This is a genomic window from Streptomyces sp. RLA123 (genome assembly GCF_056270165.1).
In genome coordinates this window covers 5,398,663-5,415,290 of record NZ_JBWDOR010000003.1, presented here as the reverse complement: position 1 = coordinate 5,415,290, position 16,628 = coordinate 5,398,663, and the positions used below count along the sequence as shown (strand labels likewise).

Genomic DNA, 16,628 nt, shown 5'->3' with positions numbered 1-16,628 from the left:
ACACGACGCGGCCGCCTGGTCCCGAGGGGGACTCGGACATGCGCACGAGGCCGTCGTTGACCGAGCAGAGATACCCGCAGTAGCCACGCAGGACCCGGAACGCACGAAAGCGCCCCGCCGCCCGTGGACAGCGGGGCGCTTTCGTCATGAACGGGCAATGATGCGCGAATGGCATCCCTCATGGCCGAACGAGGTCCTTCATCACGTGGGCCCCCTCCCCCAAATCCGGCTGCAAGCAGGTGATTTGGAGCGTGCCCGCTCGGCCGAGGCCGGCCGCGGCACCGGCGATACCCGCGAGGGCGCCGGCGTCGGGAGGGGCCAGCGGGTTCCCTCTGGGCGGCGCAGCCGGACTTCGTGCTCGGCGTGGTCGGCGTGTTCGTCGGCGAGGACCTTGCTGTCGAGGGTCTTCGTGACGGAGCTCGGGGGTTGGCTTCACCCGGAGGAGGTGTCGGACGTGTTCCGCCGGCTGTGCCGGGACGCGGACTTGTTGCCGATCGATCTGCGGGACTTGCGCCATGTGGCGGCAACTCTGGTGCACGCGGGTGGCGATGACATCCACGCGGTGAAGGAGGCGCTGCGGCACACGACGATCCAGCTGACGTCCGAGACCTGGACGAGCCATCTGCCCCAGTTGGACGGGGAGATCGCGGAGAAGGCGGCTGCGCCGGCTCCTCGGGCGCGCCGTGAGGCGGCCGTTGGGACGCCCGCTCACGCATCGCTCACGCAGGAGATCCCGGGCGAGTGAGCATCCGGCCCTGGCCTCAACCAGTTTGAGGGGCTTGGCGCAGGCCGGCTGGATTGCCGACCTGCCGCCCAGGGTGGGGCGGGTGGGACTCGAACCCACGACCGGCGGATTATGAGTCCGCTGCTCTAACCGGCTGAGCTACCGCCCCGTACGGCGCGCCTTCACGTGTCGTGCACGCCGTCTGCCGCAGCATAGCTGCTCATACGATCTGTCGCCCTCGCGGGTCACAGACGCACCACCTGGGAGACCTCGATCACCTGGCGATCGGTTCCCGCATACGAAAAAGGACCCCCGAAGGAGTCCTTGATCACCGCTCCCCCGACTGGACTCGAACCAGTAACCTGCCGATTAACAGTCGGCTGCTCTGCCAATTGAGCTACAGGGGAAAGACTTGCGCGAGCTCCCCCGACTGGACTCGAACCAGTAACCTGCCGGTTAACAGCCGGCTGCTCTGCCAATTGAGCTACAGGGGATTGCTCCGCTTGCACCGAATGTACCCGTTTCCGGCATCCCGGACGGCGTGCGCTCGCTGCGACACATACATTAGCGCAAGGTGGGGGGTGCTCCGCCAACCGGTAACGCCGCGGTTGTCCGCAGGCCACAGCGGGTAGGCGCGGAACACAGCCCCTGAGGACCCACGAGAGGGTGGAGCCATGCGCTACCGACTGACGTTCATCAGCGGGGTCGCCGTCGGGTACGTGCTCGGGGCGCGGGCCGGCCGCGAGCGCTACGAGCAGTTGCGCAAGGGCGCGCAACGGCTCGCCCAGAACCCCGCGGTGCGCAACACCGTGGAGACCGCCGGGCAGACCGGGCGCGAGGCGGCCGTGAAGGCCGTGGACGCGGTGTCGGCGAAGGTCGGCGACCGGCTGCCGCCCGCGGTGGCCGACCGGGTGCGCCGGCTGCGCGGGGGCAACGGCAAGGCCCAGGACGACTGGGGCACCAGCAACACCTGACGGCACGGAACCGGCTCCGCCCGGTTGTGCCGCGGCCGGGGCACGTACGGCATGATGCGACGCATGGGGATTGTGGCGGGGATCGACAGCTCGAGCGTCGGCACGACCGTGGTCGTATGCGACGCGGACAGCGGGGCCGTGCTCCGGCAGAGCCATGCCCCGCATCCGGTGCAGGGGGCGGAGGGCGCCGGGGCGCTGACGGAGATCGATCCGGAGGCGTGGCTGCTGTCGCTCGGCGAGGCGGCCAAGAGCGGGATGCTGGAAGGCGTCCAGGCGATCGGCGTGTCGGGGCAGCAGCACGGCATGCTGGCGCTGGACGCCGGCGGCGCCCTGGTGCGGCCCGCGCTGCTGCGGAACGACAAACGGGCGCAGATACAGGCCGCCGACCTCACTGAGGAACTGGGCGGCCAGGGCGGCTGGGCGGAGGCGGTCGGGGCGGTGCCGCAGGCGGCGTACCCGGTGGTCAAGCTGCGCTGGATGGCGCAGCACGAGCCGGCCGCGGCCCAGCGCACCGCCGAGGTGCTGCTCCCCCACGACTGGCTCGTCTGGCAGTTGATGGGCCGGCCGCAGCGGCGGACCACCGACCGCGGCGAGGCCTCCGGCACCGGCTACTGGTCGGCGGCGACCGGCCGGTACCGCACCGACATCGTGGAGCGGGCGCTCGGCCACCAGGTGGCGCTGCCCGAGGTGCTGGCACCCGCCCAGCCCGCCGGGCGCACCCCCGAGGGGCTGCTGATCTCGGCCGGCACCGGGGACAACATGGCGGCGGCGCTCGGGCTGGGTGTCGGGCCGGGCGACGCGGTGGTGTCGCTGGGCGCCTCGAGCACCGTCTTCGCGGTGCACCACCAGGCGCTGAACGACCCGTCCGGCACGATCACCTCCTTCGCGGACGCGACCGGGCGCCATCTTCCGATGCTGCACACCCGCAACGCCGTACGGGTGCTGCGTGGCACCGCCGATCTGCTGGGCACCGACCTCGCGGGCCTGTCGGAACTGGCGCTGCGCTCCACGCCGGGGTCGTACGGAATGGTGCTGCTCCCCTATCTGGAGGGCGAGCGCACCCCCGACCTGCCGCACACCGCGGGCACCCTCACCGGGCTCCGGCGCGAGAGCATGAAGCCCGAACACCTGGCGCGGGCGGCCTTCGAGGGCATGCTGTGCGGGCTCGCGGACGCGCTCGACGTGCTGCGCGGCCGGGGGGTTGAGGTGCGCCGGATCTTCCTGCTGGGCCCCGCGGGCGATCTGCCGGCGGTGCGGTCCATGGCCCCTGCGCTGCTGGGCGCGCAGATCGTGATCCCGCCGCCTGCGGAGTACGCGGCGCTGGGCGCGGCCCGGCAGGCGGCCTGGGCGCTGGCGGTGGCGGAGGGGAAGGGCTCGCGCGAGCAGCCCCCGTACTGGCAGCAGACGGAGTACACGGTCGTCGACGCCGGGCCGGATGACGGGGCGATCGGGCACTCGGTGCGGCAGCAGTTCGTCGCGGTGCGTGAGCAGACGCATCCGGGGGCGTTCGGGGGCTGATCCCCCGGGCGCACGCGGGTGCGTCAGGGTTTGTCCGGGTGTGAGGAATACCCCGGTAAACCGGGTGCCCGTGGCAACCTTCGGACTATAGGGTCAGCGGTCGTGCTGATCCGACTCCTCCGCTCCCACCTGGGCCCGTACCGGCGCCCCATAGCCGTGCTCGTGGTCCTCCAGCTCGTGGCGACCATCGCCATGCTCTACCTGCCCACCCTCAACGCCGACATCATCGACAACGGTGTCGTGAAGGGGGACACGGGCTACATCCTGAAGCTCGGCGGCATCATGTTCGCCGTCACCCTCGTGCAGCTCGCCTGCTCCGTCGGCGCCACCTTCTTCGGCGCCCGTACGTCCATGGCCGTCGGCCGGGACATCCGCGCCGCGGTCTTCGACCGGGTGCAGCTCTTCTCCGCGCGCGAGGTCGGGCAGTTCGGCGCCCCGTCGCTGATCACCCGCTCGACCAATGACGTGCAGCAGGTCCAGATGCTGGTGCTGATGACCTTCACGCTGATGGTCACGGCCCCGATCATGTGCTTCGGCGGCATCATCATGGCGCTCGGCCAGGACGTGCCGCTGTCCTCCCTGCTGCTCGCGGTCGTGCCCGTACTGGCGGTGCTGATCGTGCTGCTCGTACGGACGCTGCGCCCCCTGTTCCGCTCGATGCAGCAGCGGCTGGACACGGTCAACCGGGTCCTGCGCGAGCAGATCACCGGCATCCGGGTCATCCGGGCCTTCGTGAAGGACGACTTCGAGCAGCAGCGCTTCGGCAAGGCCAACGACGAACTGACCGATGTCTCGCTGCGCGCGGGCCGGACGATGACGCTGATGTTCCCCGTCGCGATGGCCGTGGTGAACCTCACGAGCGTCGCCGTCCTGTGGTTCGGCGCACACCGCATCGACAGCGGGGGCATGCAGATCGGCGCGCTCACCGCGTTCATCAGCTATCTCATGCAGATCCTGATGTCGATCATGATGGCGACCTTCATGGTGATGATGGTGCCCCGCGCGGAGGTCTGCGCCGAGCGCATCGAGGACGTGCTGGGCACCGAGACCAGCGTCGTGCCGCCCGCGCAGCCCGTACGGCTGCCGGTGCGCCGCGGCGAGCTGGAGCTGCGCGCCGCCGACTTCAAGTACCCGGGAGCCGAGGCCGAGGTGCTGCACGCCGTCGGCCTGATCGCCCGGCCCGGTGAGACCACTGCGGTGATCGGCTCCACCGGCAGCGGCAAGAGCACCCTGCTGGGGCTGGTGCCGCGGCTGTTCGACGCCACGGGCGGCCGCGTGCTGATCGACGGGGTCGACGTCCGCGAACTGGATCCGGTGGAGCTCGCCGAGACCGTCGCCCTCGTCCCGCAGAAGCCGTACCTCTTCTCCGGCACCGTCGCCTCCAACCTCCGCTACGGCAACCCGGAGGCGACCGACGAGGAGCTGTGGCAGGCCCTGGAGACCGCGCAGGCACGAGACTTCGTGGAGCGGCTGGCCGAGGACGGCTCCGGGCTCGACGCCCCCATCGCCCAGGGCGGCACCAACGTCTCCGGCGGTCAGCGCCAGCGCCTGGCGATCGCCCGGGCCCTGGTCCGCAAACCGCTGATCTATCTGTTCGACGACTCCTTCTCGGCGCTGGACTACGCGACCGACGCCGCCCTGCGGCGCGCGCTGACCCGGCAGACGGCGCAGACCACGGTCGTGATCGTCGCCCAGCGGGTCAGCACGATCCGCGACGCCGACCGCATCGTCGTCCTCGACGAGGGCCGGGTCGTGGGCACCGGCACCCATCACGAGCTGATGGACGGCAATCCGACGTACCGGGAGATCGTGCTCTCCCAGCTCACCGAGAAGGAGGCCGCGTGAGCGTCCCCACACCCCGCCGCGGGCCGATGCCGGCGGCGGGACCGATGCGCTTCATGGGCGGACAGCCCACCGAGCGCTCCATGGACTTCAAGGGCTCGGGCAAGCGCCTGCTCGGGCTGATGCGCCCCGAACGCACCCTGCTGTACGCGATGCTGGCCTGCACGACGCTGGGCGTCGGCCTCAACGTCGTCGGCCCGCGCATCCTGGGCCGTGCCACCGACCTGATCTTCGCGGGCGTGATCGGCCGGTCCATACCCGCCGGAAGCGACAAGGCCACGGCGATCGCGCACCTGCGGCAGCAGGGCAACGACACCGTCGCCGACCTGCTCCGGTCCATCGACTTCACCCCGGGCCACGGCATCGACTTCGGCGCGGTGGGCCATGTGCTGCTGATCGCCGTCGCGGTCTACGCGGCCGCCGCGGTCTTCGCGATCGTCCAGGGCCGGCTGGCCACCCGGATCATCCAGCGCTCGATCTACCGGCTGCGCCGCGACGTCGAGGAGAAGCTGGCCCGGCTGCCGCTGTCGTACTTCGACCAGCAGCCGCGCGGCGAGGTGCTGAGCCGGGCCACCAACGACATCGACAACATCGGCCAGACGATGCAGCAGACGCTGGGCCAGATCATCTTCGCGCTGCTGTCGATCGTGGGCGTGCTGGCGATGATGTTCTCCATCTCGTGGCTGCTGGCGCTGGTGGCCCTGGTCACGGTGCCGCTGTCGGTGGTGGTCGCCACCGCCGTCGGCAAGCGCGCGCAGCCGCAGTTCGTCGCGCAGTGGCGGATCACGGGCAAGCTCAACGCCCATATCGAGGAGATGTACACCGGGCACACCCTGGTGAAGGTCTTCGGCCGCCAGGAGGAGTCGGCGCAGGCCTTCCGCGAGCAGAACGATGCGCTCTACGAGTCGGGATTCCGGGCGCAGTTCATCTCCGGCATCATCCAGCCCGCGATGATGTTCATCGGCAACATCAACTACATCCTGGTGGCGGTCGTCGGCGGTCTGCGGGTGGCCAGCGGCGCGCTGTCCATCGGCGACGTGCAGGCGTTCATCCAGTACTCCCGGCAGTTCAGCCAGCCGCTGACCCAGGTGGCGAGCATGTCCAACCTGGTGCAGTCCGGCGTGGCGTCCGCCGAGCGGGTCTTCGAACTCCTCGACGCGCCGGAGCAGAGCGCCGACCCGAAGACGCTGAGCCTGCGCAAGGAACTGCGCGGCGAGGTCCGCTTCGAGGACGTCGCCTTCCGCTACGAGCCCGACAAGCCCCTCATTGACGACCTGTCACTGGCCGTCGAGCCCGGTCACACCGTGGCCATCGTCGGCCCGACCGGCGCGGGCAAGACCACCCTGGTCAATCTGCTGATGCGGTTCTACGAGGTCACCGGCGGCCGGATCACGCTGGACGGCACCGACATCGCGACCATGTCCCGGGCGGAACTGCGGTCCGGTATCGGCATGGTGCTCCAGGACACCTGGCTGTTCGGCGGCACGATCGCGGAGAACATCGCGTACGGCACCGACGGCAGCAGCCGCGAGGAGGTCGAGGAGGCCGCGCGCGCCGCGCACGCCGACCGCTTCATCCGCACCCTCCCGGACGGCTACGACACCGTCATCGACGACGAGGGCACGGGCGTCAGCGCCGGCGAGAAGCAGCTGATCACCATCGCGCGGGCGTTCCTGTCCGATCCGGTCATCCTCGTCCTCGACGAGGCGACCAGCTCGGTCGACACCCGCACCGAGGTGCTGATCCAGCGGGCGATGGCCCGGCTCAGCCACGGCCGTACCAGCTTCGTGATCGCCCACCGGCTCTCCACGATCCGCGACGCGGACGTCATCCTCGTCATGGAGAGCGGCGACATCGTCGAACAGGGCACCCACGAGGAGCTGTTGCTCAAGAACGGCGCCTACGCGCGGCTGTACGCGGCGCAGTTCGCCCAGGCGGTCGCGGAGGTCGACTGACCGCGGCACGGCGAGCGCACAAGGACCCCCGGCGGAGCGCTCGCCGGGGGTCCTTCCGTTGTGTCAGGGCGGGGTGGCGATCAGTCCAGGTAGCCGCGGAGCTGGTCGGCGAAGGCGTGGTCGCGGAGCTTGTTGAGGGTCTTGGACTCGATCTGGCGGATGCGCTCGCGCGTGACGCCGAAGATGCGGCCGATCTCCTCCAGGGTGCGCGGACGGCCGTCGTCGAGGCCGTAGCGCAGCTGGACGACCTTGCGTTCGCGCTCGCCGAGGGTGGACAGAACGGCCTCCAGGTGCTCGCGCAGGAGCAGGAAGGCGGCGGACTCCACGGGCGAGGCGGCGTCGCCGTCCTCGATGAGGTCCCCGAGGGCGACGTCGTCCTCCTCGCCCACGGGGGCGTGCAGGGAGACGGGCTCCTGGGCGAGACGCAGGACCTCGGCGACGCGCTCGGGCGGGATGTCGAGGTGGGCGGCGACCTCTTCGTTGCCGGGCTCGTAGCCGCGTTCCTGGAGCAGCCGGCGCTGGACACGGACGACGCGGTTGATGAGCTCCACCACGTGCACCGGGACGCGGATGGTGCGGGCCTGGTCGGCCAGGGCGCGGCTCATGGCCTGGCGGATCCACCAGGTCGCGTAGGTGGAGAACTTGTAGCCGCGGGCGTAGTCGAACTTCTCCACGGCGCGGATCAGGCCGAGATTGCCCTCCTGCACCAGGTCGAGCATGGTCAGGCCGCGGCCGATGTAGCGCTTGGCGACGGAGACGACGAGGCGGAGATTGGCCTCGATGAGCCGGCGCTTGGCCATCCGGCCGAGGACGACCAGGCGGTCCAGATCGACGGCGAGCCGCGAGTCGAGATCCGGGGTGCTGCTCAGTTTCTCCTCGGCGAACAGGCCCGCCTCGACCCGGCGGGCGAGTTCGACCTCCTCGACGGCGGTGAGCAGGGGTATGCGGCCGATCTCCCGCAGGTACTGCCGGAACAGGTCGGCGGACGGCCCCGCCACTTCCTCCCTGAACGGCCGTACCGGGCCCGGGTCGTCGGGCTCCGAGTCGGGGTCCGGGTCCTGGTCCGATTCGGGGTCCGGGTCCGCCTCCGGGCCGGCCTCCGGGTCCTGCTCCAGCGACGCCCCGGGGTCCGTACCGGGCGCGGCGGCGCCTTCCGGGTGCAGGGCGGCGTGATGCTGCTCCGGGACCCGTTCCAGCAGGTCGTCCGTCACACGGGCCGGGGATGTAAGGGCCTGGATCTGCACGGGAGCGACCTCCACGGTGAGCGCAACCACGGGCTCGGAGGCGCGCGACAGCGGAACGGTTGCGGCGCCCTCGCCGCGGCCCGTCCGGGAGTTCGCCGTCAGCGGTACTCCCTGGGCGCCGGCGTCGGCGCCTCCCGGAATTCCGCGCTCCGAGGACTCTTGCACCGCCCCCAGTGTGGCGTACGGCACACCGAGCCCACGAGGGTCGTGCGCCGCTTTTTCCGGGCGGATGTGACCGAGGGCGACGCGGCGATCACACCGCAGCGCGGCGCGGCGGGACCTTCCCGGGCCGGACGTGCCCCGGTGAGGCGGACGGCCTGCGGGATGTCGCCGGGAAGCACCGCCGGGACCTGCCGGCCCGCGCCGATGCGGCATCGCTGCGGGCCGCCCGAGGGGCCGCCCGGGGCAGCCGCGTGCCGACGGGTCGCCGTGGCCCTGCGCTCCGGGCGCGGCCGCCAAGAGCCTCCGCACCCCGGTCGGCTGCACTTGGCCCCCTCGGCGCGAGGGGCAGGCGCGTCTCCCCGCCAGTGGTGCTGCGTGCGTCCCTCCGGACGCCCGCGGCGGCTACAGCGCGGCGGCGCCCTGTTCGCGCAGGCGGTGGTCGTACTGCTGGAGGGCCCACAGCTCGCCGCCGATCGCCGTGAGCTGGTCCTGGTCGGCGCGCGGGCCCTGGGCGGTGAGCCGGGTGTGGTCGGCGTTGAGCTGGGCGAGGCGGCGGGCGACGGCCTGGCGGCGTACGTCGACGAGGATCTTGCCGGCGTAGACCTCGGGGGTCTTGTGCTGGACGGGCTCCACGGCGAGCTCGGTGACCAGCGAGCGCACGGTGTCGTCCGGGGCGACGTCGCGGACCCGGGTCAGGAACTGCGCGTCGGCGGACTCGGCGCCGCCCGCCTCGATGATGGCTCGGCGCACGGCGACGTAGGGCGGGGCGGTGAACTCGTCCTCGCCGTACGCGTCGAACGCGGGCGAGACCAACTCCGGGTATTGGAGGGCGAGTTTCAGCAGCTCACGCTCGACGCGCTGGGCGGGGCTGCGCATGTCAAGCCGCGGGCCGCGGGGGCCCGCGGGCGCGGCGGGGCCGGCCTGGGCCGCCGAGGGCCGTGCCGTGCGGGGCCCCGCGGGTCCCGCCCCGGACTGGCGGCGTTCGCGCTGCCAGCGGGCGAGTTGACTCACCCGGCGCACGACGAACTGGGTGTCCAGGATGCCCAGCATGCCGGCGAGCTGGACGGCGTACTCGTGCTGGATGGCGGAGTTCTTGATGCCGGCGACGATGGGCGCGCCCGCCTCCAGCGCGGAGGCGCGGCCCTCGGCGGTCTCCAGGTTGTAGCGGGCCACCGCCGAGCGCAGGGCGAACGCGAACAGCGGCGTACGGGAGTCGACCAGCCGCTCCACGGCCGCGTCGCCCTCGGCCAGGCGCAGGTCGCACGGGTCCATGCCGCCGGGCGTGATCGCGATGGAGGTCTCGGCGGCGAACTTCTGGTCGTCCTCGAAGGCGCGCAGGGCGGCCTTCTGGCCGGCGTCGTCGCCGTCGAAGGTGAAGACCACCTCGGCGTTGGCGTTGTCCATCAGCAGCCGGCGCAGGATCTTGATGTGGTCGCCGCCGAAGGAGGTGCCGCAGGTCGCGATGGCGGTGGTGACGCCGGCGAGGTGGCAGGCCATGACGTCGGTGTAGCCCTCGACGACGACGGCCCGGCTGGTGCGGGCGATCTCCTTCTTGGCCAGGTCGATGCCGTACAGGACCTGCGACTTCTTGTAGATCGGCGTCTCGGGCGTGTTGAGATACTTCGGCCCCGTGTCGTCCTCGCGGAGCCTGCGCGCACCGAAGCCGATGACCTCGCCGGTGATGTCGCGGATCGGCCAGATCAGCCGGCCGCGGAAGCGGTCGATCGCCCCGCCGCGACGGCTCTCGCTGGCCAGGCCGGAGACGATCAGCTCACGGTCGCTGAAGCCCTTGCCGCGCAGGAAGCGCACCAGGTGGTCCCAGCCGGCCGGGGCGTAGCCGACGCCGAAGTGCTCGGCCGCCGCCTGGTCGAAGCCGCGCTCGGCGAGGAATTTCCGGCCGATCTCGGCCTCGGCGCCGCCGAGCTGCTCCACGTAGAACTGCGCGGCGGCCTTGTGCGCCTCGATGAGGCGGATGCGCTCGCCCTGCTGGCGGCCGGGCGTGTAGCCGCCGTCCTCGTACCGCAGGGTGATCCCGGCGACGGCGGCCAGCCGCTCGACGGCCTCGGAGAAGGACAGGTGGTCGACCTTCATCACGAAGTCGAGGGTGTCGCCGCCCTCCTGGCAGCCGAAGCAGTGGTACAGCCCCTTGCTGGGGCTCACCTGGAAGGAGGGGGACTTCTCGTCGTGGAAGGGGCACAGGCCCTTGAGATTGCCTCCGCCGGCGTTCCTGAGCTGCAGGTACTCCGAGACGACGGCGTCGATCGGGACCGCGTCCCGCACCGCCTTGACGTCCTCGTCCCTGATCCGCCCTGCCACACGGAGATTCTACGGCGCCACCCGCGCGCGGTCAGACCAGCTTGGCGACGAACAGGTAGTGCGGGCCCGCGGGCTGCAGGACGAACTCGTCACCCACCGCCGTGAAACCCTGGCCCTCCCAGAAGCCGCGGGCCGAGGTGCGGCCGTTGCACCAGACCAGCTCCGCACCGCGCTCCCGGGCCTCCGCCAGGGCCGCGCCCAGCAGGGCGGAGCCCAGACCGCGGCCTCGCGCCTCGGCGGCGGTGGCCATGCCGCGGATGCGGTACGCGGCCTCGTGGTGCCCCGGCAGCCGCTCGGGGAAGAGCGTGACACATGTCACGATCGGGGCGAGGGCCCCGTCGCCGTCGTAGCCCGCCATGTGGAACGCGGCCGGGTGGCCGTCCTCGATGAAGATCGCGGATTCACGCGGGAGTCCCGGCCTCAGCACGGTCCAGCGAAGATCGAAGATCTCCTCGACGGGCACGACAGCGGTACGGAACTCCATGGAGACCATGCTAGGCGACCGTGCCCGCGCTCATTCCAGGAGGGAGTTCAGCGGCACCGTGGGGTCGGCCAGCGCCTCGGCGTCGACCCGGCGGCCGGAGCGGATGAGTTTCTGGATGCTGTCGGTGACGTCCCACACATTGACGTTCATCCCGGCCAGCACCTGGCCCTCGCGCAGCCAGAAGGCGATGAACTGCCGCTTGCCGACGTCGCCGCGGGCCAGCACCTGGTCGTACGTGCCCGGGGCGGCGTGCCCGGAGAACTCCATGCCCAGGTCGTACTGGTCGGTGAAGAAGTACGGGACGCGGTCGTAGCTCACCTCCTTCCCCAGCATCGCGCGCGCCGCCACCGGCCCGCTGTTCAGCGCGTTCGCCCAGTGCTCTACCCGCAACCGGCCTCCCAGCAACGGGTGTTCGGCGTTGGCGACGTCACCCGCCGCGAAGATGTCGGGGTCGGAGGTGCGCAGTGACGCGTCGACCGCGATGCCGCCGCCGGCCGCGCGGTCGGCGAGGGTGAGCCCTGCGGCCTCGGCGAGGGCGGTGCGCGGCGCGGCGCCGATGGCGGCGAGCACGTCGTGGGCGGGATGCTCCTCGCCGTCGTCGGTGAGGGCGGACAGCACCATGCCGTCCTGGCCGATGATCTCGGTGAGCCGGGCGCCGAAGTGGAACCGCACGCCGTGCTCGCGGTGCAGGTCCGCGAAGACCTCGCCCAGCTCGGGGCCGAGCACCGAGTGCAGCGGGCACGGCTGTGCCTCCACCACGGTGACCTCGACGCCGTAGCCCCGGGCGGCCGCCGCGACCTCGAGCCCGATCCAGCCCGCCCCGGCGATGACCAGGTGACCGTTCTCCCGGCCGAGGGTGGTCAGCACGTTCTTCAGCCGCTCGGCGTGCGCGAGCCTGCGCAGGTGGTGCACGCCCGCGAGATCGGTGCCGGGGATGTCCAGCCGGCGCGGCTCGGCCCCGGTGGCCAGCAGCAGCTTGTCGTACGGGATGGAGGTGCCGTCACCGAGCGCGATGCGCTTGGCGGCCCGGTCCAGGCCGGTGACCGGCTGGCCGAGGTGGAGCTCCACGTCGTGCTCGGCGTACCAGGCCGCGGGATGGACGAAGACCGAGTCGCGCTCCTCGTTGCCCAGGAGGAACCCCTTGGACAGCGGCGGGCGCTCGTACGGGTGGTCGCGCTCGTCCCCGATCAGTATCACGCGGCCGGTGAACCCCTCGGAGCGAAGCGTCTCGGCCGCTTTCGCCCCCGCGAGTCCCGCCCCGACGATGACGAATGTCTGGTCTGCGTCCACCACTGTGCGCCTCCCTGAAAGTCCCTCGGGTGCCCGGGTGCCCTCCCTCTGGCAATTGCCAGTCATGTGAGCGTCCCGCACGGCACGGCCCACGGGAAGAGTGCCGCGCCGGGGCGGGCATATCCCGGACGCACTCCAGGGGGCGGCCGGGGGCCCGCCAGGGGCTCACCGCGTGGCGGTGAGCCGGGCGTGCAAGGCGGTCGCCGCGGAGTCGGTGAGGGAGGCGATCTGGTCGACGACCGCCCGCTTGCGGGCCCGGTCGTCCTTGGCCGCGTCGAACATCCCGCGGAACTGCGGGTCCAGCCCCTCGGGCGCCCGCGCGAGCAGCGCCTCTGCCAGCTCGCCGATCACCACCCGCTGCTGGGCGCGCCGCCGCTCCTGCGCCTCGCGCTGCATCACGTAGCGGTCCGCGACCGCCTTGAGCACCGCGCACTCCAGCCGCTGCTCGCGCGGGACGACCAGCTGGGCGCGGTAGCGGGTGAGCCGGCCGGTGCCGTAGGCGTCCCGGGTGGCGCGCTCGGCGGCGAGGCAGAACCGGCCGATGAGCTGCGAGGTGGCGTCCTTCAACCGGGCCTGCGCGATGGCCGAGCCGTCGAAGCCGTGCGGCCACCATTCCATGTCCAGCAACCGGTCCAGGGCCTCGGCGAGTTCGTCCTCGGCGGCGCCCGGCGCGTAGCGCCCGGCGGCCACGGCGAAGATCTCGCGCCGCTCGGGCTCGGCGAGCAGCACGGCCGGGTCCAGGTGACCGGCGTGCAGGCTGTCCTCGACGTCGTGGACGGAGTACGCCACGTCGTCCGCCCAGTCCATGACCTGGGCCTCGAAGCACTGCCCGTACGGGCGGTCCGCCGGGGCGGTACTGCGCAGCCACGCGAAGACCGGCAGGTCGTCCTCGTACACCCCGAACTTGGGACTGCCCTGCTGCGTGGGATGGCCGCCGCGGGGCCAGGGGTACTTGGTGGCGGCGTCCAGGGCCGCTCGGGTGAGGTTGAGGCCGACGCTGACCAGGGTGCCGTCGTCGGCGTGCGCGAAGCGCTTGGGCTCCAGGCGGGTGATGATGCGCAGGCTCTGCGCGTTCCCCTCGAAGCCCCCGCAGTCCTGGGCCACCTCGGCGAGCACCATCTCGCCGTTGTGGCCGAAGGGCGGGTGGCCGATGTCGTGCGCCAGGCAGGCGGTCTCCACCAGGTCCGGGTCGCAGCCGAGCGCGGCACCGAGCTCCCGGCCGACCTGGGCGCACTCCAGGCTGTGGGTGAGCCGGGTGCGCGGGCTGCTGTTGATCGCCCGTTCGTCGTCGACCGGGTCCACCACCTGGGTCTTGCCGGCGAGCTTGCGCAGCCCGGCCGAGTGCAGCATGCGCGCGCGGTCCCGCTGGAACGAGGTGCGGCCGGGCCGCTTGTCGGGCTCGGACACAAAGCGCTCGGTGTCGGCCTCGCTGTAGGGGGCGTACTCGTCCGCTGCCTGGTGGTTCGGGTCCATACGGCGACAGTATCCGGCGGGGCACCGCGCCGGTGCCTACGCCGTGGCCAGCCGGGTCGAGGCGGTGACGTGGTCTCCGGCGCGACCGTCGAGGACGGACAGTGCCTGGTCGTAGCGGTGCAGCACCAGCGCCGCCACCGACGGGTGGGCGCCCAGCGGCGCGGCGGCGATGCCGGGCGCGGCGGCCGCCGCGGCGGCGGCGAAACGGCCGGGCGCGGCGAAGCACGAGGCCACGGCGACGTCGCGGCGGCCTGCCGCGGCCAGCTCGCGCACGGCGTCGGCGACACCGGGCCCGGCGGTCGCGTACGCCGGGACCACCGGGACCCCGCCGCCCAGCCGCGCCTGCAACAGGGCCGCGGTGCGCGCCGTGTCCCGCGCCGACCGCGGGTCGCTCGATCCGGCGGCGGCCAGCACGACCGCCGCTCGGTGCGCGGCCTGCGGCCGCGGGACGCGCCAGCCGGCCTCGGTCAGCCGGTCGTGCAGCGCCTCCGCCAGCAGCGCGTGCGGCCCCAGCGGCGCGGCGATCCGGCCACCGAGGTGCGCGGCGCGGGCCAGGACCCGCGGGATGCCGGCGGTGACGTGGTGGCCGTGCGCCGGCATGAGCGGGACCAGCACGGCAGCCCCGCGCAGCGCGGCAAGGGTGTCGTCGAGCAGCGGCTCGTCGAGTTCCAGATGGCCGAGACGCACCGTCAGACCGGGCCGCAGCGCCCTGACCGCGTCCACCAGCGCGTGCGCCGTCCGCGGCGACCCGGGGTCGCGGCTGCCGTGCGCGACGACCACCAGCGCCGGGGGCCGGCCGGACCCGTTCAGCGTCACCCGCGACAACTGGCTGCTGAGCTGCGCGGTGATCAGGGCCAGGAGCTGTTGCGTGCTGTCGAAACGGTCCGGTCCGTCAACGCCGTGGAGCGGGGGTTCCAGTGCCGTCATGCGGCGAGTGTGCCCACGCGGGGTTGCGGTGCCGTTGCACGGACATGACGGCGGCGTGTGCGGCGGGTTTTCCGCCCGCCACCGCCCGCCTCCGGACCTCCGGTTCAGCGGGGTCAGCGGTGTTTCCAGTCGCCGCCGTGGATGGGGCGGCCGGAGGCGCGCAGGTCGCGTTCGTGGGCGGGCGCGGCGAGGTACACCCAGACGGGGAGCGTCTGGCCGGCGTAGGTGCGGACATCGCGGACGACGCGTTCGTAGAGATTGCCGGCCGCGCCGGGCGTGTACTCCTCCAGCCGGTCGAGGTCGGCGAGTACGTCCTCGTAGAGGTCGTCGACGGGCTGCACGACATCGCCCTGGATGTGGCCGCGCGCGTCGGGCACGGCGTAGGGGTAGCCCGGGCCGTCGAACAGCAGGGCGCCGTGGAGCACGGCCGGGGTCTCGGTGACGATGCGGCCGCGCAGCAGCCAGGAGTGGTTGATCTCGCCGGGCCGCAAGGTCCCGTACACGAAGAACGGGAGGCGGGAGTGGTCGTCTCGCACGATCATCATGGAACCGCAGGGACGTGGGCGGCGTCGACTCGGGCGTGAAGCGTTTGCGCAAGAAAGCACGGACGGGAGTGAGGGCCCTGGCGGCACGGCTGCCCAGGTCCAGACGGGGCAAGCGGCGGTTGCTGCGCGCTGCGGTGGCGGTGTGCGTGCTGGCGCTGCTGCCCGCCACATGGCTCCAACTCGACTCGGACCCACGGGTCCGCACCCTGGCCGACGCTCCCGCCGAGCCGGTCGCGGTCGTCTTCGGCGCCGGGCTGTGGAACGGCGAGCCTTCGCCGTATCTGGCCCACCGGCTCGACGCGGCCTCGGCCCTGTACGCCGCCGGGAGGGTGCGGGCGGTCCTCGTCACCGGCGACAACAGCCGTACCGACTACGACGAGCCGACCGCCATGCGCGCCTACCTCGCCGCGCACGGCGTCCCCCGCGCGAAGGTCGTGCTGGACTACGCCGGCTTCGACACCTGGGACTCCTGCACCCGCGCCAAGCGCATCTTCGGCGTCGACCACGCGCTCCTGGTCAGCCAGGGCTTCCACATCCGCCGGGCGCTCGCGCTGTGCGGCGCCGCGGGCATCGACGCGTACGGGATCGGCGTCGACGAACCCCGCGACGTCACCTGGTACTACGGCGGGGCCCGCGAGATCGCCGGCGCCGCCAAGGCCGCCGTCGACGCCGTCCTCACCCCGGACCCGCGGTTCCTCGGACCCCGGGAGCAGGGCGTCGCACGGGCACTGCGATGAGTGCCGCGGGGCCCGCTGAACCGCTCCCCACCTGCGGCATTGGGTGCGGCTCCGGATGCGGATCTTCGGCGGGGCGGTGATGCTGGGAGGAGTGCCAGCTCACGGCAAGGAGGACAGCGATGTCCATGTTGGACAAGATCAAGGCCAAGCTGAAGGGCCACGAGAGTCAGGCCCAGAAGGGCATCGACAAGGGTGGCGACACGCTCGACGAGAGGACCGGCGGCAAGTACCAGCGCCAGGTCGACACCGCCCAGGACAAGCTGAGCGACGAGTACGGCACGGGCGACTCGGGCGAGAACCGGCCTCCCCACTCCTGACAGCCGGAGGGCCGCCGCGCCCGCTTCCGGCGGCGCGCGGCGGCCCCGCGCCGGCCCCGCGCCGGCTGCCATGGCCAGGACCGCGAACGGCAGACCCGATCCGGGCGGCCGCATCGCCGC

Annotated in this window: 13 protein-coding genes, 3 tRNA genes and 1 pseudogene; 7 read left to right on the top strand and 10 right to left on the bottom strand. The window is 72.4% G+C overall.

Annotation, left to right across the window (positions count from 1 at the left end; all coding sequences use genetic code 11):
• Nucleotides 1-400: 400 nt before the first annotated feature.
• Nucleotides 401-745 (top strand): annotated as a pseudogene (locus RV983_RS24660) (site-specific integrase); the annotation flags it as partial.
• 74 nt (nt 746-819) lie between these two features.
• Here RV983_RS24660 and RV983_RS24655 read toward each other — a convergent pair.
• The 3 genes from RV983_RS24655 to RV983_RS24645 all read right to left on the bottom strand — a co-directional run bounded on the left by RV983_RS24655 (nt 820) and on the right by RV983_RS24645 (nt 1,218).
• Nucleotides 820-893: transfer RNA gene (locus RV983_RS24655), tRNA-Ile, on the bottom strand.
• A 165-nt stretch (nt 894-1,058) separates the two neighbouring features.
• Nucleotides 1,059-1,131: transfer RNA gene (locus RV983_RS24650), tRNA-Asn, on the bottom strand.
• Nucleotides 1,132-1,145: 14 nt separating this feature from the next.
• A tRNA-Asn gene (locus tag RV983_RS24645) sits at nt 1,146-1,218 on the bottom strand.
• A gap of 180 nt (nt 1,219-1,398) precedes the next feature.
• Here RV983_RS24645 and RV983_RS24640 point away from each other — a divergent pair.
• From RV983_RS24640 to RV983_RS24625, 4 genes are all read left to right on the top strand, one after another.
• Entirely contained in the window at nt 1,399-1,698 is a 300-nt protein-coding gene (locus tag RV983_RS24640; protein WP_475987904.1) for a YtxH domain-containing protein, read from the top strand.
• Nucleotides 1,699-1,761: 63 nt separating this feature from the next.
• Nucleotides 1,762-3,216, top strand: coding sequence for an FGGY family carbohydrate kinase (locus tag RV983_RS24635; protein WP_475987903.1), 1,455 nt, complete (start codon nt 1,762-1,764; stop codon nt 3,214-3,216).
• Between the two features lie 102 nt (nt 3,217-3,318).
• Complete coding sequence (locus RV983_RS24630) at nt 3,319-5,061, top strand: ABC transporter ATP-binding protein (RefSeq protein WP_475987902.1); 1,743 nt, start codon at nt 3,319-3,321, stop codon at nt 5,059-5,061.
• A 26-nt stretch (nt 5,062-5,087) separates the two neighbouring features.
• Nucleotides 5,088-7,013 (top strand): ABC transporter ATP-binding protein, encoded by a 1,926-nt coding sequence (locus tag RV983_RS24625; RefSeq protein WP_475990444.1) that lies wholly within the window; start codon nt 5,088-5,090, stop codon nt 7,011-7,013.
• 80 nt (nt 7,014-7,093) lie between these two features.
• Here the strand turns inward: RV983_RS24625 and RV983_RS24620 are convergent, their stop codons facing one another.
• From RV983_RS24620 to RV983_RS24590, 7 genes are all read right to left on the bottom strand, one after another.
• Nucleotides 7,094-8,422, bottom strand: a complete 1,329-nt coding sequence (locus RV983_RS24620; RefSeq protein ID WP_475987901.1) for an RNA polymerase sigma factor — start codon at nt 8,420-8,422, stop codon at nt 7,094-7,096.
• A gap of 399 nt (nt 8,423-8,821) precedes the next feature.
• A complete protein-coding gene (gene dnaG / locus RV983_RS24615; RefSeq protein WP_475987900.1) occupies nt 8,822-10,735 on the bottom strand; it encodes a DNA primase in 1,914 nt (637 codons plus the stop codon).
• A 31-nt stretch (nt 10,736-10,766) separates the two neighbouring features.
• On the bottom strand, nt 10,767-11,219 hold the full coding sequence (locus tag RV983_RS24610; RefSeq protein WP_475987899.1) for a GNAT family N-acetyltransferase: 453 nt from the start codon (nt 11,217-11,219) through the stop codon (nt 10,767-10,769).
• 30 nt (nt 11,220-11,249) lie between these two features.
• The gene (locus RV983_RS24605; RefSeq protein ID WP_475987898.1) at nt 11,250-12,512 is read right to left on the bottom strand and encodes an NAD(P)/FAD-dependent oxidoreductase; all 1,263 of its coding nucleotides are present in this window, start codon (nt 12,510-12,512) and stop codon (nt 11,250-11,252) included.
• A gap of 162 nt (nt 12,513-12,674) precedes the next feature.
• Nucleotides 12,675-13,982 carry a deoxyguanosinetriphosphate triphosphohydrolase gene (locus RV983_RS24600; RefSeq protein ID WP_475987897.1) on the bottom strand — a complete coding sequence of 436 codons (1,308 nt, stop codon included), beginning with the start codon at nt 13,980-13,982 and terminating at the stop codon, nt 12,675-12,677.
• Nucleotides 13,983-14,018: 36 nt separating this feature from the next.
• Nucleotides 14,019-14,909: a sirohydrochlorin chelatase gene (locus RV983_RS24595; RefSeq protein WP_475987896.1), complete on the bottom strand. Its 891-nt coding sequence runs from the start codon at nt 14,907-14,909 to the stop codon at nt 14,019-14,021.
• A gap of 113 nt (nt 14,910-15,022) precedes the next feature.
• Entirely contained in the window at nt 15,023-15,451 is a 429-nt protein-coding gene (locus tag RV983_RS24590; RefSeq protein ID WP_475990443.1) for a gamma-glutamylcyclotransferase family protein, read from the bottom strand.
• A 71-nt stretch (nt 15,452-15,522) separates the two neighbouring features.
• Here RV983_RS24590 and RV983_RS24585 point away from each other — a divergent pair, with 71 nt between their 5' ends.
• Complete coding sequence (locus tag RV983_RS24585; RefSeq protein WP_475987895.1) at nt 15,523-16,191, top strand: SanA/YdcF family protein; 669 nt, start codon at nt 15,523-15,525, stop codon at nt 16,189-16,191.
• A gap of 119 nt (nt 16,192-16,310) precedes the next feature.
• Complete coding sequence (locus RV983_RS24580; protein ID WP_389242559.1) at nt 16,311-16,508, top strand: antitoxin; 198 nt, start codon at nt 16,311-16,313, stop codon at nt 16,506-16,508.
• Nucleotides 16,509-16,628 lie beyond the last annotated feature (120 nt).